General features: G+C 73.1%; 17 protein-coding genes and 1 tRNA gene. 2 read left to right on the plus strand and 16 right to left on the minus strand.

Going from position 1 to position 20894, the window contains the following annotated elements:
* Nucleotides 1–130: 130 nt before the first annotated feature.
* From ACZ407_RS30950 to kdpF, 12 genes are all read right to left on the minus strand, one after another.
* Nucleotides 131–1711, minus strand: coding sequence for a uracil-xanthine permease family protein (locus ACZ407_RS30950; protein ID WP_468134104.1), 1581 nt, complete (start codon nucleotides 1709–1711; stop codon nucleotides 131–133).
* Nucleotides 1712–1853: 142 nt separating this feature from the next.
* Nucleotides 1854–3104, minus strand: coding sequence for an ATP-grasp domain-containing protein (locus ACZ407_RS30955; RefSeq protein ID WP_468134106.1), 1251 nt, complete (start codon nucleotides 3102–3104; stop codon nucleotides 1854–1856).
* A 5-nt stretch (nucleotides 3105–3109) separates the two neighbouring features.
* Entirely contained in the window at nucleotides 3110–4159 is a 1050-nt protein-coding gene (locus tag ACZ407_RS30960; RefSeq protein WP_468134108.1) for an isopenicillin N synthase family dioxygenase, read from the minus strand.
* Between the two features lie 15 nt (nucleotides 4160–4174).
* Complete coding sequence (locus ACZ407_RS30965; RefSeq protein ID WP_468134110.1) at nucleotides 4175–4735, minus strand: LOG family protein; 561 nt, start codon at nucleotides 4733–4735, stop codon at nucleotides 4175–4177.
* A 32-nt stretch (nucleotides 4736–4767) separates the two neighbouring features.
* Complete coding sequence (gene thyX, locus ACZ407_RS30970) at nucleotides 4768–5532, minus strand: FAD-dependent thymidylate synthase (protein ID WP_468134112.1); 765 nt, start codon at nucleotides 5530–5532, stop codon at nucleotides 4768–4770.
* A 59-nt stretch (nucleotides 5533–5591) separates the two neighbouring features.
* On the minus strand, nucleotides 5592–5789 hold the full coding sequence (locus ACZ407_RS30975) for a hypothetical protein (protein ID WP_468134114.1): 198 nt from the start codon (nucleotides 5787–5789) through the stop codon (nucleotides 5592–5594).
* Between the two features lie 263 nt (nucleotides 5790–6052).
* Nucleotides 6053–6382, minus strand: coding sequence for a hypothetical protein (locus ACZ407_RS30980; RefSeq protein ID WP_468134116.1), 330 nt, complete (start codon nucleotides 6380–6382; stop codon nucleotides 6053–6055).
* A gap of 175 nt (nucleotides 6383–6557) precedes the next feature.
* Nucleotides 6558–7247 carry a response regulator gene (locus tag ACZ407_RS30985; RefSeq protein ID WP_468134118.1) on the minus strand — a complete coding sequence of 230 codons (690 nt, stop codon included), beginning with the start codon at nucleotides 7245–7247 and terminating at the stop codon, nucleotides 6558–6560.
* 1 nt (nucleotide 7248) lies between these two features.
* Entirely contained in the window at nucleotides 7249–7926 is a 678-nt protein-coding gene (locus ACZ407_RS30990) for a potassium-transporting ATPase subunit C (protein WP_468134120.1), read from the minus strand.
* 5 nt (nucleotides 7927–7931) lie between these two features.
* Nucleotides 7932–10043 carry a potassium-transporting ATPase subunit KdpB gene (kdpB, locus tag ACZ407_RS30995; RefSeq protein ID WP_468134122.1) on the minus strand — a complete coding sequence of 704 codons (2112 nt, stop codon included), beginning with the start codon at nucleotides 10041–10043 and terminating at the stop codon, nucleotides 7932–7934.
* On the minus strand, nucleotides 10040–11704 hold the full coding sequence (gene kdpA / locus ACZ407_RS31000; RefSeq protein ID WP_468134124.1) for a potassium-transporting ATPase subunit KdpA: 1665 nt from the start codon (nucleotides 11702–11704) through the stop codon (nucleotides 10040–10042). The genes kdpB and kdpA overlap by 4 nt, the downstream gene beginning before the upstream one ends.
* A 6-nt stretch (nucleotides 11705–11710) precedes the next feature.
* On the minus strand, nucleotides 11711–11800 hold the full coding sequence (gene kdpF / locus ACZ407_RS31005; RefSeq protein ID WP_468134126.1) for a K(+)-transporting ATPase subunit F: 90 nt from the start codon (nucleotides 11798–11800) through the stop codon (nucleotides 11711–11713).
* Nucleotides 11801–12175: 375 nt separating this feature from the next.
* Here kdpF and ACZ407_RS31010 point away from each other — a divergent pair, with 375 nt between their 5' ends.
* Complete coding sequence (locus ACZ407_RS31010) at nucleotides 12176–14332, plus strand: ATP-binding protein (protein WP_468134127.1); 2157 nt, start codon at nucleotides 12176–12178, stop codon at nucleotides 14330–14332.
* Here ACZ407_RS31010 and ACZ407_RS31015 read toward each other — a convergent pair.
* From ACZ407_RS31015 to ACZ407_RS31025, 3 genes are all read right to left on the minus strand, one after another.
* Nucleotides 14329–15678, minus strand: a complete 1350-nt coding sequence (locus ACZ407_RS31015) for a hypothetical protein (protein ID WP_468134128.1) — start codon at nucleotides 15676–15678, stop codon at nucleotides 14329–14331. The two genes, ACZ407_RS31010 and ACZ407_RS31015, sit on opposite strands and share 4 nt — an antisense overlap.
* A gap of 565 nt (nucleotides 15679–16243) precedes the next feature.
* Nucleotides 16244–16317 (minus strand) — tRNA-Pro (locus tag ACZ407_RS31020).
* Between the two features lie 94 nt (nucleotides 16318–16411).
* Nucleotides 16412–17350 (minus strand): metallophosphoesterase, encoded by a 939-nt coding sequence (locus ACZ407_RS31025; RefSeq protein WP_468134130.1) that lies wholly within the window; start codon nucleotides 17348–17350, stop codon nucleotides 16412–16414.
* Between the two features lie 68 nt (nucleotides 17351–17418).
* Between ACZ407_RS31025 and ACZ407_RS31030 the strand changes: the two genes are divergently transcribed.
* On the plus strand, nucleotides 17419–17880 hold the full coding sequence (locus ACZ407_RS31030) for a GatB/YqeY domain-containing protein (protein WP_468134132.1): 462 nt from the start codon (nucleotides 17419–17421) through the stop codon (nucleotides 17878–17880).
* Between the two features lie 122 nt (nucleotides 17881–18002).
* Here ACZ407_RS31030 and ACZ407_RS31035 read toward each other — a convergent pair whose 3' ends face one another.
* Nucleotides 18003–20285 carry a transglycosylase domain-containing protein gene (locus tag ACZ407_RS31035; RefSeq protein WP_468134134.1) on the minus strand — a complete coding sequence of 761 codons (2283 nt, stop codon included), beginning with the start codon at nucleotides 20283–20285 and terminating at the stop codon, nucleotides 18003–18005.
* Between the last annotated feature and the right edge of the window lie 609 nt (nucleotides 20286–20894).

Genomic DNA, 20894 nt, shown 5'->3' on the forward strand with positions numbered 1-20894 from the left:
CTTCTCTCCCTTGCTCTCTTCTCTGCCCCCCCCCCCCCCCCCCCACCCTCCCCCCCCCCCCCCCCCCCCCCCCCCCCCCCCCCCCCCCCCCCCCCCCCGCCCGTCGTGGTGCGGGAGGACGCCGTTCCGGTCAGCCGCCGACCCCGGCGGGGGTCTTGGCGGCGGCCGGGACCGCGGCCGGTGGCGCGGCGGGTGCGGCCGATGCGTCCGGCGCGGGGGCCGGCACGACGGCCGGGTCCGGGTCGGCGGCCGGGTCCGGCACGACGGCCGGGTCCGGCACGACGGCCGGGTCCGGGTCGGCGGCCGTGCTCGCGGAGGTGTCCGCGGCCCTGGTCGCCGCGCCCGTGGTTGCCGCGTCCGCCGTCCGGCCCGGGCCGCGGACCAGGGCGAGCGCGTGGTATCCGGCCAGGGTCACCAGGGTGCCGAGCGCGATCCCGCTGACCGAGAAGGTGTCGGTCACCTGGAGGGTGACCCCGCCGATGCCGAGCACCGAACCGGCCGCGATCGGGACCAGGTTGACCGGGTCGGAGAAGTCCACCCCCGCCTTGATCCAGATCTTGGCGCCGAGCAGCCCGATCATCCCGTAGAGCACGACGGTGATCCCGCCGAGCACCCCGCCCGGGGTGGCGGCGACCAGCGCACCGAACTTCGGGCACAGGCCGAAGACCAGGGCCGCGGCCGCCGCCATCCAGTAGGCGGCGGTGGAGTAGACGCGGGTCGCGGCCATCACGCCGATGTTCTCCGCGTACGTGGTCGTCGGCGCGCCGCCGACCGCGGTGGAGACGACGGTGGCGAGCCCGTCGCCGAGGATGCCGCGGCCGAGGACCGGGTCGAGGTCCTTGCCGGTCATCTCGGAGACCGCCTTGATGTGGCCGGTGTTCTCGGCGAGCAGGGCGATGACACCGGGCAGGACGAGCAGGATCGCGGAGGTGCTGAAGCCGGGCGCGTGCATGGCGGGCAGCCCGAACCAGTCGGCCTTCGCCACCTCGCCGAGCTGCACCCGCAGGTGGCGGGTCACCTCGCCGGTGGGCCCGGCCGCGGTGATCGGCCCGGCGGCCTTGTCGAGGACCCAGGAGAGCACGTACCCGAAGACCAGGCCCGCCAGGACGGCCAGCCGGCTCCAGAAGCCGCGCAGCAGCACCCCGGCGGCGATCACCACGGCCATGGTGGCGAGCGCGGTCCACTGGTCCTGCGGCCAGTAGATGTCGGCCACGACCGGCGCCAGGTTCAGCCCGATCAGCAGCACCACCGCCCCCGCGACCACCGGCGGGAAGGCCTTGTTGACCAGGCCCGGCCCGGCGAAGTGGACGAGCAGGCCGACGGCGGCCAGGACCAGCCCCGCCACGAGCACCGCCCCGGTCACGGTGGCGGAGCTGCCGCCGGCCGCCCGGATCGCGGTGACCGCGCCGACGAAGGAGGCGCTCGTGCCCAGGTAGCTCGGGATCCTGCCCTGCACCACGAGCAGGAACACCGCGGTGGAGACGCCCGACATCATGATCGCGAGGTTCGGGTCGAGGCCCATCACCACCGGGAACACGAAGGTGGCGCCGAACATCGCCACCACGTGCTGGGCCCCGAGGCCCACCGTGCGCGGCCAGGAGAGCCGCTCGTCCGGCAGCACGGCCGCGCCGGGCCGCGGGGCCCGGCCGTCACCGTGCAGCCGCCAGCCGATGCCGAGGATCCGCCGTACCGGATCCTGCGTTCCCTTCATGGTCGTTCCTCCGGTCGGTGCCGTTCGATGGGGATGTGGGGACGTGCGCGAATGGCACGTGCGCGAGTGGGGGAGGTGCGTACGTGCGTGAGTGGGGGGTGCGTACGTGTGGGGGGCGTACGCGGGAGCGGGGAGCGCGGGTTCAGCCGCCGACGTGCGCCGAGATGCCCGCCAGGGCCTCGGCCGCCCGCGCGTCGGCCTGGTCGGGCCCGGCCGCCGTGACGATCACGTGCCCGAGCCGCGTCGGGACCGGCTCCGGCGCGCCGCCCGGCCCCTCGCCGACCCGCTCGCCGTGATCCACGTACGAGCGGACGGCCGCCACGTGCGGGCTGGCGAGCAGTCCGCGCAGGCCGTGGAAGACCCCGTGCCGCGTGGTGGTCACGAAGCGGAGGGCGGCGGGCCGCACCGGGTGGGGCAGGAGCTCCGGCCGCTCGCCGAGCACCGCCTGCAGGTACACCCGGGCCGTGCTGACCCCGGTGGCCTGCTCGATCAGCTGCACCACCGGCGCCTCGGGAGCGGCGGTGCCCACGGTCAGGAGCTGCGGCCCGGCCGCGGTGATCCGCAGTGCGGTGCGGGCCAGCCCGTCCCGCAGGCCCAGCGCCGCCAGCCCGCGCTCGACCACGGACAGCACCGCCGAGGCGGTCCCGTCCGGCAGCCCCGCGGGCAGGGTGTGCCCGGCCGGCCGCCGTACCGGCCCGTCCCCGTCGGCGGTCCGCAGCATCGCGAGGTGCCCGCACCGGCCGGACCGCAGCAGGGTCTCCACCCGGTACTCGGGCCCCTCCAGGTACTCCTGGACGAGCGCCACCGGCGCCGGGCCGGTCCCGGGCGCCGGACCACCGGACCGCTCCAGCACCCGCCGTACGGCCTCCGGGAGCTCCCGGGCCGACCACACGACCGCGGCGCCGGCCGGGCCCGCGCTCCCGGCGGACCGGACCACGACCGGGAAGCCCAGCCCGGCGGCCCGCCGCCGCGCCTCGGCCGTCCCGGGGGAGCGGACGGCCAGGGTGCGCGGACCGGGCACCCCGTGGGCCAGCAGGGTCTGCGCGGTCCGCCACCGGTCGCCGGCGGCGGCCGCCCGGCCCGGGGGATGGCCGGGCAGCCCGAGTGCGTCCGCCACCGCGGCCGCCAGCGGGGCCAGGGGCTCCCCGCCGGCGGCCACCCCGCCGATGCCCTGCCGGGAGCAGTACGCGGCGAGCCGTCCGACGGCCTGGGCGGGGCGGCGGAAATCGGCCAGGACCGTGCCCGCGCACTGCCCGCGCAGCCCGCCGGCGTCCCCTCCCGCCTCCGGATGGCCGGCCAGGTGGACGGGGACGCCCAGGGACCGGGCGGCCGTCAGCAGGCACTGCGCCGTGTCGTCCGCCGAACCGAGCAGCAGGACCGGTCTGGCGGCCATGCCGGTCAGTTCCCGTACGCCCGGCGGAACTTGCCGGTGATGTACGCGCCCGAGCGGACGGGCTCGTGCCGGGGCGGGTTCCCCGGGCCCGTGCACGTGGGGATGCACTCGATGAGCGCGTCGTACGCGGGCTGGTGGAAGAAGGGCACCGAGTACCGCTCCTGGCCCGCCAGTTCGCGCGGCGGGTTGACCACCCGGTGGACCGTGCTCACCCACCGGTTGTTCGTCCAGATCGCCATCAGGTCGCCGATGTTCACGACGAACGAGCCCTCGATGTACGGCACGTCGAGCCACTGGCCCGCCTTGTCCAGGACCTGGAGGCCGCCCGCCCCCTGGTCCTGGTACAGGATCGTCAGGCTGCCCCAGTCGCTGTGGACGCCCTTGCGCAGCTGGCCCGGGGCCGGGGGCTCCGGCTGCTGCGGGTAGTAGTTGGCGGTCAGGTTGGTCATGTGGCGCTCGATCTTGTCCTCGAACCAGTCCTCGGGCAGGCCGAGGGCGAGGGCGAACAGCCGCATGACGTCCCCGGCGAGGACCTCCATCGCCGCGTAGTAGCCCCGGTACGCCTCGGTGAATCCGGGCAGTTCGGGCCACCGGTTCGGGGTGGCGAGCGCCGGGTCGGCGTCGGCCGGCAGGGCCTGCCCGCCGTCCGGCTCGCCCAGCCGGTTGACCGTGAAGGTCTCCGAGATGTCGGGGAGCGCGCGCTCCTGCTCGACCTCGGCGTCCGCGTTGGAGGCGGCCAGGCTGCCCTTGCGCCCGAAGCCCCGCATGAGGGGGTCGGAGGGGTCGGCCAGCAGGCCGTTCTTGACCTCCGCGGGCAGCGCGAAGAACTCGCGGGTGGCCCGGTACATTCCGGCGATGGTGTCCTCGGGGACCCCGTGGCCGACGATCACGAGGAAGCCGCTGGTGCGGCACACCTCGTCGATCACCGCGGCCAGCCGGCGGTCCGCCGCCTCACTCGTGCGCGCCGAGCTCAGGTCGATGACCGGGACGTAGCCGTCCACCACGGTCACCTGGGCAGCCGTGCCGGCCGCGCTCTCCACATTCAGTACCGACATGGCTTCTTCTCTCGTTCAGCCCCACCGCGGTGGCGGGGGCTCCCAGTCCCGTACGAGCTCCAGGAAGCCGGCCGCGTCGCCCACGGACGCGAGGGTGCCGACCTCCTGCTCGCGCAGGAAGCCGCTGGACGACATGCGGCAGATCAGCCGGTGCATGCGGTCCCAGTAGCCTTCGACGTTCAGCAGCGCCATGGGCTTGGTGTGCCGGCCGAGGATCAGCCAGGCCCACACCTCCAGGATTTCCTCGACGGTGCCCACTCCGCCCGGCAGCGCCACGAAGGCGTCGGCCAGGTCGGCCATCTTCTGCTTGCGCTGGTGCATGGTGTCGACCACGTGCAGTTCGGTCAGCCCCGGATGGGCGACCTCCGCGTCGACGAGGTGGGCGGGGATGACTCCCGTGACCCGCCCGCCGGCGGCGAGGGCGGAGTCGGCGACCACGCCCATGAGGCCCGCCGCGCCTCCGCCGTAGACGATGTCGTGCCCTGCCGCGACCAGCTCCTTGGCGAAGAGGGCTGCGGCGTCGCTGTAGGCGGCCCGGTTTCCCAGGGCCGATCCCGCGTAGACCGTGACGCGCACGGATGAGACCTCCGTATCCCCGGCGGTGCCGGTCAGGGGCTGACGCGCCCGAACTTCTCGTACGCGGCGTGGGTGAGCGGCATGAGCCGGGCGAACTCCGCCTCCATCTGCTCCGCGACGACCTCGATCTCGCGCTGCGGGTGGGATACGTAGGCCGCGTCGGCGCGGTTGGTGCGCAGGCCCAGGAAGTGCATGAGGGAGCGGGCGTTGCAGGTGGCGTAGACGGTGGAGAAGGTCGCGACCGGCAGGACCATGCGGGCCAGCTCGCGGGAGATGCCGGCGTCGAGCATGCGCTGGTATTCGCGGAATGCCGCCCGGTAGGCGCCGCTGGTGGCCTCGCTCATGAGCTCGTAGTCCTGCTCGCTGCCCGGAACGTACTGGTAGTGGCCGGGCTTTCCCTCCTGCTTGAGGGCGCGGTCGCGGTCCGGGACGTAAAACACGTTCTTCAGGTCCTTGTAACGCGCGCTTTCCTCGTTGAAGGACCACATCCGGTGCCGCATCATGTGGCGGATCGCGAAGATCGGCGCGTGCACCAGGAACGTCATGGAATTGTGCTCGAAGGGGCTGCCGTGGCGGCTGCGCATCAAATAGCGGATGAGTCCGCCCATGTATTCCTCGCCGCGTTCCTCGCGGTGTGCCTCCTCACCTGCGGTGGAGACCCGGGCGGCCCGTACGACGCCGAGGTCGGAGGCGGTGTGGTCCACGAGCTCCACGGTGATCCGGCTGCGCAGCTCGATCTCGGGACCGAAGAGGTCGAGGTCGCCGTGCTCGGTCTCAAGGGCGGGGCTGATCGTCATGGTGGTGCTTCCTCCGGTGTGCTGGTGTGGGGAAAAGCGGCTGGAGATCCGGGTTCCGGTCAGTCCCAGCCGTGGTCCTCGGGTGCGACCTCGGCGGGCCCCGCGGTGGCGGCCGGGGCGGTCGAGGCCGCCTGCTCGTCGGCGGCGGCGAGCCCGCCGGCGGTGACGAGGGCGAAGGCGGCGGCAGTGGCGATCACCGCGGTCTGCGCGACGCGGCGGGCGGCGGAGGTCTTCGACTTCAGGGCGGTGACCGACATGCTCGGGGGCTCCTCTTCCCGGTGTGTGGGCGGCTCGTCCGCTCACGAGTTCATTCTTGGAAACCGCTTGAGGGCCAATAAGGTCAGACTTGTGCAGTGCACAAGTCTGAATCCAGTGCACGGACGTGCAGCCGGTGCACGGAGATGCAGCTCGACGGCCTCGCGGGCACGTGCCGGAAACACATGACAAAGCCCTGCGCCCGCCGCCGGCATCAAGCCGACGACGGGCGCAGGGCCGGTCCGGGTGGCGCGAATGGGCGCCGCTATCGGTCAATTCCGCAGAACACCCGCGGGTTACCGGGCGGAATGCCTGGTTCGGCGAGCGGTTTTTCCAGCGGTGCGGTACGCGCCCGGTCGTGCACCTCCCGGACGGCGGTGGTGGCCGTCACCACCGCCGCCCGGGCCAGGCCGAGCGCCTCGCGGGCCGAGTCGAGATCGCGGTCCGGCAGCCGTACGACGACGTCCGTGGCGCACTCGATGAGGTGCAGCGCGGCCCGGGCCAGCCGGTCGTCGCAGGGGAAGCCCTGCTGGACCGCCTTGTGCGCGGTCTCCAGCAGTTCCGCAGCGCTCAGGGCGCTCTCCTTGGTGTCCAACTCTCCGACCTCCTGGGTGACGGGGCGCGGTTCCGGCCCAGGGAGACTGTGCGCCCGCGGGCGGTCCGCCGTAAGGGTCAGAGGAATGCACCTGCACGGACCTGAACGTCGGCCCGGGACGGCACGCGGCGAGGGCCCGCCGTCCGACGGCGGGCCCTCGCCGCTGCGCCGGGGCTCAGGGCTCGAAGCGGTAGCCCATGCCCGGTTCGGTGATGAGGTAGCGGGGGTGCGAGGGGTCGGACTCCAGCTTGCGGCGCAGCTGCGCCATGTAGACCCGCAGGTAGTTGCTGTTGTCGCCGTACGACGGTCCCCACACCTCCAGGAGCAGCCGGTGCCGGCCGACCAGGTGGCCCGGGTGCGAGACGAGGATCTCCAGCAGGTGCCACTCGGTCGGGGTGAGCCGTACGGTCACCTCCCCGCGCCGGACCTTCTTGGCCGCCAGGTCCACCGTGAAGTCGGCGGTCTCCACCCGCGTGACCCGGCGGTCCGGCCCGGCGGCCGCGGCCCCGCGGCGGGTGGCCGCGCGCAGCCGGGCCAGGAGCTCGTCCATGCTGAACGGCTTGGTCACGTAGTCGTCGGCGCCCGCGTCCAGGGCCCGTACCTTCTCCTCCGAGGTGTGCCGGGCGGAGAGCACGAGGATCGGGACCCGGCTCCAGCCGCGCACCCCGTGGATCACCTCGATGCCGTCCATGTCGGGCAGGCCGAGGTCCAGCAGGATCGCGTCGGGCCGGCGGGAGGCGGCCAGCCGCAGGGCACCGGCCCCGTCGCGGGCCTCCTCCACCTCGAACTTCCGTGCCGCGAGGTTGATCTTCAGTGCGCGCACGAGCTGGGGGTCGTCCTCGACCACGAGGACCCGGGCCGGCACCTCAGGCTCCGGCCAGGGCCTTGAGGGCGGTGTTGAGCTCCAGCACGTTGACGCGGGGCTCGCCCATGAAGCCGAGGGTGCGGCCCTCGGTGTGCTCCGCCACGAGCTTCCCGACCTGCGCGGCGGTGAGGTGGTTGCGCTCGGCGACCCGGCGGACCTGGAGCGCGGCGTACGCGGGCGAGATGTGCGGGTCCAGTCCGGAGCCGGAGGAGGTGACGGCGTCGGCGGGCACGTCCTGGGGCCGGACCGGGTGGCCGGGGGTGGAGTTGTCGGCGACGACGGCCGCCTTGGCCGCGGTGACCGCCTCGACCAGGTCCGGGTTGTCGGCGGCCTTGTTGGTGGCGCCGGACAGGAGCAGGGAGTACTGGGTGTTGACGGAGTTGGTGCCCAGTCCCGCCGAGGGCCGAGGCTGGAACCACCGCAGGTCCGGCTTCGCGGCCTCCTCGGGGTTGCCCGGGTCCTTCTTCGGCAGGTCGTAGGCCTGCCCGATGAGGGAGGAGCCGACCACGCGGCCGCTCCCGTCCTTGATCTCCGAGCCGTTGGCCTGGTGGCGGAAGAGGGCCTGGGCGGCGCCGGTGACGGCGAGCGGGTAGAGCACCCCGCAGACCACGGTCAGGGCGAGCAGGGCGCGCAGGCCCGCGCCGAGCAGCCGGGCGGTGCTGGAGACGGAAGTGTTCATGTCGGTCAGCCGATTCCGGGGATGAGGGAGAGGAGCATGTCGATGAGCTTGATGCCGATGAACGGGGCGATCAGGCCGCCGAGTCCGTAGAGGCCGAGGTTGCGGCGGAGCATCCGGTCCGCGCTGGTGGGCCGGTAGCGCACGCCCTTGAGGGCGAGCGGCACGAGGGCCACGATGATCAGGGCGTTGAAGACGACGGCCGACAGGATGGCCGACTCGGGGGAGGCCAGCCCCATGATGTTGAGCTTGTCGAGCCCGGGGTAGGCGACCGCGAACATGGCCGGGATGATCGCGAAGTACTTCGCGACGTCGTTGGCGATGGAGAAGGTGGTCAGCGCACCCCGGGTGATCAGCAGCTGCTTGCCGATCTCCACGATCTCGATCAGCTTGGTCGGGTCGGAGTCCAGGTCCACCATGTTCCCGGCCTCCTTGGCGGCCGAGGTGCCGGTGTTCATCGCCACGCCCACGTCCGCCTGGGCCAGGGCCGGGGCGTCGTTCGTCCCGTCGCCGGTCATCGCGACCAGCTTGCCGCCCGCCTGCTCCCGCTTGATGAGGGCCATCTTGTCCTCGGGGGTGGCCTCGGCGAGGAAGTCGTCGACGCCCGCCTCCTCGGCGATGGCCTTCGCGGTGAGCGGGTTGTCACCGGTGATCATGACGGTCTTGATGCCCATCCGGCGCAGCTCCTCGAACCGCTCCCGCATGCCCGGCTTGACCACGTCCTTCAGGTGGACGACCCCCAGGACCCGGGCCCCGTCGGCGTCCTCCACGGCCACCAGCAGCGGGGTGCCGCCGGCCTGCGCGATCGCCTCGGACAGTGCCTGCGCGTCCTGCGCGACCTCGCCCCCGCGCTCGTTCACCCAGGCGATCACCGAACCGGCCGCGCCCTTGCGGACCTTGCGGCCGTCCACGTCCACGCCCGACATGCGGGTCTGGGCGGTGAACTCGATCCACGTGGCGTGGGCGAGCTCGCCCTGGTGCCGCTCGCGCAGCCCGTACTCCTCCTTGGCCAGGACCACGACCGAGCGGCCCTCGGGGGTCTCGTCGGCGAGCGAGGACAGCTGCGCGGCGTCGGCGAGCTCGGCCGCGGTGGTGCCCTTGACGGGGACGAACTCGGCGGCCTGCCGGTTGCCGAGGGTGATGGTGCCGGTCTTGTCGAGCAGCAGCGTGGACACGTCCCCGGCGGCCTCGACCGCGCGCCCGGACATGGCGAGTACGTTGCGCTGCACCAGGCGGTCCATGCCGGCGATGCCGATGGCCGAGAGCAGGGCGCCGATGGTGGTGGGGATCAGGCAGACCAGCAGGGCGGTCAGCACGATCATCGAGGTCTGCCCGTCGGCCCCGGCGTAGACGGCGAACGGCTTCAGGGTGACCACGGCCAGCAGGAAGACGACGGTGAGAGACGCCAGCAGGATGTTGAGGGCGATCTCGTTGGGGGTCTTCTGCCGGGCAGCGCCCTCGACCAGGCCGATCATGCGGTCGATGAAGGTCTCGCCGGGCTTGGTGGTGATCCTGATGACGATCCGGTCGGACAGCACCTTCGTACCGCCGGTGACGGCGGACCGGTCGCCGCCGGACTCGCGGATGACGGGGGCGGACTCGCCGGTGATCGCCGACTCGTCGACCGAGGCGACGCCTTCGACCACGTCTCCGTCCCCGGGGATGACGTCCCCGGCCTCGCAGACCACGAGGTCGCCGATGCGCAGCCCGGTGCCGGGCACGGACTCCTCGGCCCGGCCGTCCTGCGTCAGGCGGCGGGCGACGGTGTCGCTCTTCGCCTTGCGCAGGGTGTCGGCCTGGGCCTTGCCGCGGCCTTCCGCCACCGCCTCGGCGAGGTTGGCGAAGACCGTGGTCAGCCACAGCCAGGCGGCGATCGCCCAGCCGAACCAGTCGCCCGGGTCCTTGACCGCGAGGGCGGTGGTGAGGACCGAGCCGATCAGCACCACGAACATGACCGGGGACTTGACCATCACCCGCGGATCGAGCTTGCGGACCGCCTCCGGAAAGGACTTCAGCAGCTGCTTCGGGTCGAACAGGCCGCCGCCCACGCGCCCTTCGCCCGGCTCGCGGCCGGCGGGCGCCTCCTGGTGCGGGGTACGGGTGGGGGTGATGGTGCTCATGAGGCGAGCCCTTCGGCAAGCGGACCCAGCGCGAGGGCGGGGAAGTAGGTGAGGCCGGTGACGATGACGATCGTGCCGACGAGCAGGCCCGCGTAGAGCGGCTTGTCGGTGCGGAGGGTGCCCGCCGTCTCGGGCACGGGCTGCTGCCCGGCGAGGGAGCCGGCCAGGGCCAGGACGAAGACCATGGGCAGGAAGCGCCCCAGCAGCATGGCCAGTCCGATCGTGGTGTTGTACCACTGGGTGTCGGCGTTGAGGCCGCCGAAGGCGGAGCCGTTGTTGTTGGCGCCGGAGGTGTAGGCGTACAGCACCTCGGAGAAGCCGTGGGCCCCGGAGTTGAGCATCGAGTGCGGCGGGATGGGCAGGGCCATCGCGGCGGCCGTGAAGCACAGCACCAGCGCCGGGGTGACGAGGATGTAGCAGGCCGCGAACTTGATCTCGCGGGTGCCGATCTTCTTGCCCAGGTACTCCGGGGTGCGTCCCACCATCAGACCGGCGATGAACACCGCGATGACCGCCATGACCAGCATGCCGTAGAGCCCGGAGCCGACCCCGCCGGGCGCGATCTCGCCCAGCTGCATGCCGAGCAGCTGGATCCCGCCGCCGAAGCCGGTGAAGGAGGAGTGGAAGCCGTCCACCGCGCCGGTGGAGGTGAGGGTGGTGGCCACCGAGAAGATCGAGGTGGCGCCGATCCCGAAGCGGGTCTCCTTGCCCTCCATCGCACCGCCGGCGGCCTGGAGCGCCGGGCCGTGGTGGGCGAACTCGGTCCCCATCATCAGGCCGGTGAAGACCAGCCAGATCGTCGCCATCGTCGCCAGGATCGCGTAGCCCTGCCGGACCGATCCGACCATGCGGCCGAAGGTCCGGGTGAGCGCGAAGGGGATGACGAGGATCAGGAAGATCTCGAACAGGTTGGAGAACGGCCCCGGATTCTCGAACGGGTGGGCCGAGTTGGCGTTGAAGTAGCCGCCGCCGTTGGTCCCCAGCTCCTTGATGACCTCCTGCGAGGCCACCGCGCCCCCGTTCCACTGCTGCGAGCCGCCCGTGAACTGGCCGACCTCGTGGATCCCGGAGAAGTTCTGGATCACCCCGCAGGCCACCAGCACCAGCGCGCCGAGGACGGACAGCGGCAGCAGGATCCGCACGGTGCCCCGCACCAGGTCCGCCCAGAAATTGCCCAGTCCGCCGGTACGCGAGCGCGCGAAGCCCCGTACGAGCGCCACCGCCACGGCCATGCCGACGGCGGCGGACACGAAGTTCTGCACCGCCAGCCCACCGGTCTGCACCACGTGGCCCATGGCCTGCTCACCGGCGTACGACTGCCAGTTGGTGTTCGCCACGAAGGACGCGGCGGTGTTGAACGCCTGGTCCGGATCGATGGACGCGAACCCGAGCGAGCCGGGCAGCACCCCCTGGAGCCGCATCAGCGCGTACAGGAAGAGCACGCTCACGGCGGAGAAGGCCAGGACCCCGCGCAGGTAGGCGGGCCAGCGCATCTCGGTGTCCGGGTCGGCCCCGATCGCCTTGTAGATCCACTTCTCCGGCCGGTAGTGCCGCTCGGAGGAGTAGACCCGGGCCATGTAGTCGCCCAGCGGGCGGTGGACCAGCGCGAGGGCGCCGGCCAGGGCGAGCAGCTGGAGTACCCCAGCGGTCTGCGCAGTCATGCCGGCTCAGAACCTCTCCGGCTTGACGAGGGCGAGGACGAGGTAGCCGAGCAGGGCCACGGCCACGACGAGCCCGACGATGTTCTCGACGCTCACAGCTTCGCCACCCCCCGGGCGGCGAGACCCACCAGCGCGAAGACCGCGACCGTGGTGAGAACGAAGGCCAGATCGGCCATCGCAAGCTCCTGAAATGAGAGGACGATACGGATTCGGCCAACCGGCCACCCCCATCACACCCCCTCCCCACCCCCGCCCCCACCGCCTTTGACGCCCTCCATACGCCCCCCGCCCCGCGCTTAACGCCTCCTTGACGAGCCCGGCCCGCGCGGCCCGTCCGGCCGCCCCGGAACCGCCGCCGCAACCCGTTGCGGCCCGGCACGGGGCCGGTGTTGTCCCGAATGCATCCGCGGGCCGCCGGTGCGGGGATACAGTCCGGCGAGTGGCGGATCGGGGACCTGGGGAGGGACCGACATGCTGGAGATCGTGGCGCTCGGCGCGCTGACCGCCTTCCTCACCGCGGTGGGCAACGGCGCCGCCGGCGAAATGGGCAAACAGCTCCTGCTGTCCACGGGCGCACTCGCCCGCCGGGCCACCGGCCGGGAGACCCCGCTGCCCGAGGACCCCGAGGGCTGGGAGGCGCTGGCCGGCCGGCTGCACGCCCGGCTGGGCGAAGACCCCCGGCAGGCCGCGGAGTGGTCCCTGCTCCTGCGGAGCTTCCCGCCCCACGGCCCGTCCCGCGGCCCGCACCCCGGGGCGGCCCTCCCGGTGGGCGCCGGACTGCCCCCGGCCACCCGGCACTTCACCGATCGCAAGGACGTCCTCAAGCAGCTCCGGCGCGAGGCCACCCGCCCCGCCGCCGGCCGGCCGCGGGCCGCGCTGCTCTACGGACCGCCCGGCATCGGCACCACCGAGACGGCCCTGCACCTGGGGGCCACCAGCCACGACCTGTTCCCCGACGGACAGTTCTACGTGGACCTCCGCGAAGGCCCCGGAGACCTCGGCCCGGCCCCGGCCGCGGTCCTGCTGCGCCTGCTCCGCCGGATGGGGGTCGCCCCCGACCGGATCCCGCCCACCGAGGCGGGCCGCGAGGAGCTCTGCCGGCAGCTGCTCGCCGGACGCCGGGCGCTGCTGGTGATCGACCACGCCTCCTCCCCGGCCCAGGTCCGCGGCCTGATCCCGGCCACCCCCGGGGTCTTCCTGCTGGTCGTCGTGTCCGGCTCCCCCTTCCCCCTGGAAGCCGAGCCCGTCCCCGTGCCGCCGCTGGGCGACCGGGACGCCTGGAAGCTGGTGGGGCGGGTCGCCGGCCGGGAGCAGGCCGCGCGGGCCAGGCAGCAGCGGACGGCCGTCCTGGCCCGCTGCGCCGGGAACGCCTACGCCCTCAGGTCCTCGGCCCTGCGCCTGCGGGACGAGCCGCTCCCCGACGGGCCGTCCGCACCCGAGCCCGGGTCCGCGGCCGCGGCCGGCGACCCGGTCCGCACCGCGGCACACGGCGCCTGCCTCCGGGTCCGCCCCGGGACCGCCCGGCTCTGCCGGCTGACCGCCCTCGGCGGCTGGCCGTCCGTCAGCGCCCGCCTCGCCGCCGCCGCAGCGGGCACCACCGAGCCGGAGGCGGCCGCCCTCCTGGCCGAAGCGGCCGCCGCCGGACTCCTGGAACCCCTGCCCGACGGGCGCCACCGCTTCCGCCCCGGGGTGCGCCGGTACCTCGCGGACACGGCCGCAGCCGAGCACGGGATCCCCGCATGCTCCGCAGCCGTCTCCCGCACCCTGGAATGCCTGCGGGACCTGGCCCTCCACGCGGCCCACGCCGCCCTGCCGCAGAGCTGGCGGACCGAGCCGGCCCCCGCCCACGGGACCCCGTACCGCGACGAGGCGGAGGCGGTGGCCGTGCTCGCCGCCGAGGCGGGCAACCTGGTCCGGGCCGTGTCCCTCGCCCAGGAGTACGGGCACACCACCACCGCCCTGCGCCTGGCCCGGGCCCTGTGGCCCCTCCAGCTCAAGGCCGGCCACTGGGACGAGGTGCTGCCCGCCCTCCGGGCCGCCGCCCGCTGCGCCGACGAGCACCACCCCGGATCCCGTACCGCCGGCGCCCTCCACTTCCAGCTCGCCCACTGCCTGGGCGAACTCGGCCGGTGGGAGGAGGCGGACCGGGCGGCCGAGGCCGCCGCGCGGGCCGAACGCGAGGCCGGACACCTCCGCGGCGAGGCCTCCTGCGTGGAGCTCCAGGGCCTGCACCAGCTCCTGCGCTGGCGCTACGAGACGGCCCACGAGCGCTTCGCCGCCGCCGAGGCCGTCTACGGCAGGATCACCCCCGGCGCGGAGGGCGCGGAGGACCTGCCGCGCGCCCTCGCCCTGTCCGGGCGGCACCGGGGGCGGGCCCTGCGCGGCATGGGCCGGTACGAAGAGGCCCGCGCCCTGCTGACGGCCGCGGCGGAGTTCTTCGCCGGGCGCGGAGAGGCGTACAACCAGGCCCGCGCCCTCACCGATCTGGCCGAGACCCTCCACGACCAGGGCGCGAACACCGAGGCCCTCGCGGAGATCGCCACCGCCGAACGCCTCCTCCCGCCCGGCGCGGTCCCGCACCTCGGCTACCTGGCGGCCCTGCGCCTGCGCTGCGAGGTCGCGGGCTAGGTGTTCTGTCCCGGGAGGTTGTGGGCGGGTGATGTAGGCCTCGGCTCGCGCCGGCGGCCGCCGGGGTCCGGCGCCACCGCCACCGGGTGCACCCCGCCGCCCGCGTGCACCCGGAGGGCGGTCCCCTCCGCCGGCACCCGGCCGCCTGCGGCGCACCAGGCGGCCAGCGCGGAGGCGCAGGCCGCCGGATCGGCGTCGGCCCCCGGCCCGCCCGACAGCCGGAACACCCCGTGGTCCCGCACCCGGACGGTCGCCCCGTGCGGCCCGGTCACGTACGCGGCCACCGCGGCGTGCCGGTACCGGCGCAGCACCTCGGCGGTCCACGCCACCGCTCCGCCGAAGCGGGGATCGTCCGGGCTCCCTTCCCGCCAGACCACCGCGGCCTGCTCCAGGGCCTCCGGATCCAGGGTGTCCTCGTGGACCGCGAGGTGCGCGCTCCCGTCCGACCGCTGCGGGCGTGCCGCGGTCCGCTCGACCGTGACCTCCGCGCCGTCGACGTACGTCCACACGTGCAGCGGGACCGTGCGCCGGGGCGGCTCGTACGGCGGCAGCGGCAGCGGCTCCAGCAGGGCGGGTCCCTCGGGCTCCGGCAGCTCCAGCAGCCCGTAGAAGTGCCGGCGCAGCAGGGCGGCCGAGGCACCGGGGGCCGAGCTCGTGAACCCGGCCGGCCCGGGCAGCGGCCGGTGCGCGGCGATGGCCCCCTCGATCTGCTCCCGCAGCGGCCCGTGCGGATCGAGCCGCGGGGCCTCCCGTACGAACTCCGCGAGCGGGGCCTCGGGGTCCAGCCGGTCCTCACCGGCCGCCGCCAGCATCACGGGGATCCCGAGCGCCGCCGCGTAGTACGAGACCGCACCGAAGTCGCCCAGCACGAAGTCCGCGGCCAGCAGCGCCTGCCGCCAAGCGTGCACGGGGTCGATCAGGGCCAGTCCGCCGCGGCGGGCCCGGTCCAGCCAGGCCCGGACCTGCCCGGGGCCGTGCCCGTACCAGACGTTCGGGTGGAGCACCGCGGCCGTCCGGTACCCGTCGGCCGGCAGCTCGGCGGCCAGCCGTGGGAGCAGGCCCGGCAGCAGGTCCTGTCCGCCGCCGTTCCCGAAGAAACCCTCCGGGTTCCAGGTGGAGTTCAGCAGCACCAGCCGCTGCCCGCGGCGCACGCCCAGCGCCCGCCGGAACCGCTCACGGTACGGCCGGGCGGCCAGCATCCGGTCGAAGCACGGGTCCCCGCCGAGCACCGCCGCCCCCGCGGCCTCCGGACAGGCCCGGCGCAGCCGCCCGACCTGCTCGGGATGCGACAGCACGAGCCCGTCCACGTACGGCTCGCCCCCGGCGAGCAGCCACTCGGCCGACAACCCGAACGTCGGCTCCCGGCTCCCGGCTCCCGGCTCCCGGCTCCCGGCTCCCGGCTCCCGGCTCCCGGCTCCCGGCTCCCGGCTCCCGGCTCCCGGCTCCCGGCTTTTGCCAGCTTCTTAGTATATCCAACACCGTGCGACAGAATGCTCAACTTGCCCTGAATCGCGTGCAGTTCACCGCCGAAACTCGCGGACACCGCCAGGTCCACCGGGGTGGCCAGGGCCTGCTCCCAGGGCAGCACGGGCAGTTCCAGCCCGTCGAACAGCTCCCGCACCCCCGCCTGGAACACCGAAGACCCGGTCGAGGTCACCAGCAGCTGCACCCGGAAGTCGTCGCGGAACAGCGGGAGCACGTCCAGCAGCCGCCCGGCTGACGTGACGTTGTGCACGACCAGCAGCACCTTGCGCGCGGTCGCCCGGCTGCTCCACGCCCCGGCCCCGTCCCCGACCGGCACCCGCACCAGGGGCTCGGCCACCCGCCACCTCCCACACCGAAGGGCTGCAAACGCCAGTCAGGGGCCTGATCCACTTTCGTGGATCAGGCCCCTGATCTGGTCTTACGAAGTCGGGGTGGCGGGATTTGAACCCACGACCTCTTCGTCCCGAACGAAGCGCGCTGCCAAGCTGCGCTACACCCCGATCGCCGCCCTGGTGAGCTGTCCTCTGCCCTGGCGACATCGATTACTTTAGCGGACCCGCGCCCGGAGACGAAATCCGGTTTTCGCGGCCGGGCTCAGGGGGCCGGGGCGAGGGTCAGGAGGGTGGCCTCCGGGGGGCAGGCGAAGCGGACCGGGGTGAAGCGGTTGGTGCCGCAGCCCGCCGAGACGTGCAGGTACGAGCGGTGCCCGCCGGCCTCGTGCGTGGACAGGCCCTTCACCCGGTCGGTGTCCAGGTCGCAGTTGGTGACCAGGGCTCCGTAGAAGGGGATGCACAGCTGGCCGCCGTGGGTGTGCCCGGCCAGGACCAGCGGGTACCCGTCGGCCGTGAAGGCGTCCAGGGCCCGCAGGTACGGGGCGTGGACCACCGCCACCGAGAAGTCCGCGTCCGCCACCGGGCCGCCCTCGACCATCGCGTAGCGGTCCCGCTTGATGTGCGGGTCGTCCAGGCCGGTGAAGGCGAGGTCCAGGTCGGGCAGCTTCAGGCGGCCGCGGGTGTTGGTGAGGTTGATCCAGCCGGCCGCGTCGAAGGCGTCCCGCAGGTCCTCCCACGGGTTGTGCACCGCCCCGACCACCGGCTTGTTGCCGTTCAGCCCGTGCCGCCCCTGCACCTTCTCCACGAGGTAGCGCCCGGGGTTGCGCAGCCGGGGCCCGTAGTAGTCGTTCGAGCCGAAGACGTACACGCCGGGGAAGGACATCAGCGGGCCGAGCGCGTCCAGGACGTCCGGGATGCCCTCGGTGTCGGAGAGGTTGTCGCCGGTGTTGACGACGAAGTCGGGCCGCAGCCCGGCCAGGGACTGGAGCCAGCGCTTCTTCTTGTGCTGCCCGCGGACCATGTGGATGTCCGAGACCTGGAGGACGCGCAGCGGCCGCATGCCCTTCGGGAGCACGGGCGCGGTCACCCGGCGCAGCCGGAACGACCGGGCCTCGAACCCGGCCGCGTAGGCCAGTCCGGCGGCCCCCGCCGCGGCGATTCCAGCGGTGACCTTGAACCCTGTTCCGTAACGCGCGCGCATCCCCCCATGGTCGCAGACACGGAAAACCGGTAGGCGCCATCGGTCCGGCACCTGGCAGACTCAATGCCATGACCACGCTCAAGGCCAAGCTCCAGGAAGACCTCACCGCCGCCATCAAGGCGCGCGACGAGCTGCGCTCGTCCACGCTCCGGCTGACCCTCGCCGCGATCACCAAGGAGGAGGTCGCCGGCAAGGTCGCCCGCGAGCTCTCCGACGAGGAGATCCTCAAGGTGATCACCAAGGAGGCGAAGAAGCGCCGCGAGGCCGCCGACGCCTTCGCGCAGGGCGGCCGTCCCGAGCAGTCCGAGCGTGAGACCGCCGAGGGCGAGGTCCTGGCCGAGTACCTGCCCAAGCAGCTGACCGACGAGGAGCTGCACGCGATCGTGTCGCAGGCCGTCGAGGAGGCCAAGGCGGCCGGTGCCGAGGGGCCGCGGGCCATGGGCGCCGTCATGAAGATCGTGAACCCGAAGGTGGCCGGGCTGGCGGAGGGCGGCCGCGTCGCCGCCGTCGTCAAGCAGCTCCTGGCCTGACGCCTGCGCCACTGCCTGCACCACGAGAGGAGGGCCCGACCGCTGCGGCGGTCGGGCCCTCTCCTTTTCACCTCGTCCCGGGCAGGACGCGTTCAGGCCGTCAGCAGGACGCGTTCAGGCCGTCAGCCGTCCGTCCCGCCCAGCAGCCCCGGGTCCGTCGGCAGCTCCGGCAGGGTGATCCCCCCGGCGCCGCCGTCCTCGCCGCCGGTCGCGCCGGCCGTCATCCCGGCCGCCGCGGCACCGCCGGGCCGGCCGTCACCGGGCTTGCCGTCGCCGCCGCGGCCCTTGCCGGGCTTGCGCTTCTTGCCGGACTTGCCCTTGCCGCCGCCCGCCGGGTTCGGCGCGTCGGGGATGTTGACGGTGTTGAAGCCGGGGGCCTCGCGGCCGGCCAGGGCGCCGGACACGGCGTCCTTCCAGATCGGGCCGGGCAGCCCGCCGCCGTAGACCTTGTCGTAGTACTGGCCGCCGATGGTGATGTTCTCCATCGAGACCTGGTGGTCGCCGGGCGAGCCGACCCACGTGGCGCCAGCCATGTTCGGGGTGTAGCCCACGAACCAGGCGTTGTGGCGGGAGTCGGTGGTTCCGGTCTTGCCCGCGCTGTCGCGGTCGCTCAGGCCGGCCGACAGACCGGTACCGGAGTCGACCACGCCGAGCAGCAGCGTGTTGACGGTGTCGGCGGTCCTCTCCGACATCACGCGCTCGCAGGTGGACTTCGGCACGGTCAGCGCCCTGCCCCGCGAGTCGGTGATCGACTCGATGGCGACGGGCGAGCAGTACGTGCCGCGGTTGGCGAAGGTCGCGTACGCGTTCGCCATGGTCAGCGGGGACATGCCCTCGGTGCCGAGCGAGATGGCCGGGCTGTCGGGCAGCTTCTTGCCGTCGGCGCGGATCACGCGGAGCTTCTGGGTCATCTCCTTGAGGGGGCACAGGCCCATCTCGCCGATCATCTCCACGAAGTACGTGTTGACCGACTTGGCCATGGCCTCCTTCATCGCGTACGGGCCGACCTCGGACTCGGACTCGTTCGGGACCCGCTCGCCGTTGGTGTTGACCCACGGGTCGCCGCTGCAGGTCTGGACCGGGCTCGGGTACTCCATCTCGTACGGGGAGGCGTACATCTTCGTGGCCGGCATGCCCCGCTCCAGGGCGGCGGCCGCGACGAACGGCTTGAAGGTCGAGCCGGTCGGGAAGCCGAAGTTCGAGCCGCCCAGCTTGCGGTCCACCGAGAAGTTGATCTGCGTCTCGTTGGTGCCGAAGCCGTACGGGCGGGACTGGCCCATCGCGAGCACCCGGCCGGTGCCGGGCTGCACCAGGGTGACGGCCGTCGCGACCTTGTCGTTCTGGTAGACGTGCTCCTTGATGGAGGCGTTCACGGACTCCTGCGACTGCGGGTCGAGGGTGGTCCGGATGGTCAGGCCGCCCTGGTTCCAGATCTTGGCCCGCTCCTCCTTCGTCTTCCCGAAGACCGGGTTGGACAGGAAGGTCGCGCGGACGTAGTCGCAGAAGAAGCCGGCGCCGCTGACGGCGGTGATGCAGCCGTTCTTGGGCTTGGTGACCTTCAGCTTGATCGGGCTGTTCTTCGCCTGGTCGGCCTCGGCCTGCGAGATGTCCCTTATGTCGGCCATCCGCTGGAGCACGGTGTTGCGCCGCTGCCGGGCCTCCTCCTCGTCGTTCACCGGGTCGTACCGGCTCGGCGACTGGACCAGGCCGGCCAGCAGGGCCGACTCCGGCAGGGTGAGGTCCCGGGCGGGCTTGCTGAAGTAGCGCTGCGCGGCGGACTCGATGCCGTACGCCTGCTGCCCGAAGAAGGTGATGTTGAGGTAGTTCTCCAGGATCTTCTTCTTGCCGAGCTCTTCCTCGACCTGGATCGCGTACTTCAGCTCGCGGACCTTGCGCCCGAGGCTCTTCTGCTGGGCCTCGGCGACCTTGGCCGGGTCGTCCCCGGCCTCCTCCACGAAGACGTTCTTCACGTACTGCTGGGTGAGCGTGGACGCGCCCTGGGCCGCGCCGCCCTCCTGGGCGTTGCGGTTGACCGCGCGCAGGATGCCCTTGAGGTCGATCGCGCCGTGCTCGTAGAAGCGCGAGTCCTCGATCGCGACGATCGCCTTCTGCATGTACGGGGAGATGGCCGTCAGCGGGACCACCTTGCGGTCGCGCGAGTAGACCTGCGCGATCAGCCCGCCCTCGGAGTCGAGGATGGTGGTGCGCTCGCTCAGCGGCGGCGTCTTGAGGTTGGCGGGGATCTCGTCGAATCCCTCGACGGTGCCCTTGGCCGCCAGGCCGAGCGCGCCCGCGGCGGGGATCGCGATACCGGCCAGCACGACTCCGGAGAGAACGGAGACCCCGAGGAACTTGGCGGCCTGCTGGCTCCCCGTGAGCCCTCCGCCCGAGCGCTTCTTTGGCATGGGGGGAAGCCTACGTTCTCCTCCGCCGGACATACGTGTATGCCTGCGGCCTGCGATGGGTGAATGTCCGAGTTGTCCAGCTTTGTGGCTATGTATGGTGATCCACATCGCCGATGCCGCAACCGAAGTCACATCCGGCTCGTTGCCCCGAGTGGAGCGATCGAGCCAGTCCGGCCGGACCGGGACCCTGCCCCGGGGCGGTCGGTCGCGTCCGGGCCGGCGGGTCCGCCCTCGCGTCACCGCAGGCGGGCGGGGCATTTCCGCGTTCGCCGGACAGGAGCCCGCGGCATGCCTATAGTGACAAGAGGTTCAGTTGTGGCCACGGCTTGACGGCCCCTGATGTGATGCTGCAAGGCCGGAAGGCCGAGCAGACGTGAAGGCGCGCCTCTTCCCCGCGCGCAGGCACAAGTCACCCAGGGGGCATCACCCTTGGCCTAAGCTGCACTCAACTGTCACAGCAGCACAGCCGTACATCAACCCCTCGATGCGACTTTCACCCTTCCCGAAAAGGGTGGACTGATGTCCGAATTCCCCGGATGTCGCGGTCGGTGCCCCGCCGGGTTGAGTCGTCTGACCCGGATTGCCTGAAGGGTCCGGCATGTCGTGCGG

This window comes from Streptomyces sp. NPDC030809 (assembly GCF_055572195.1).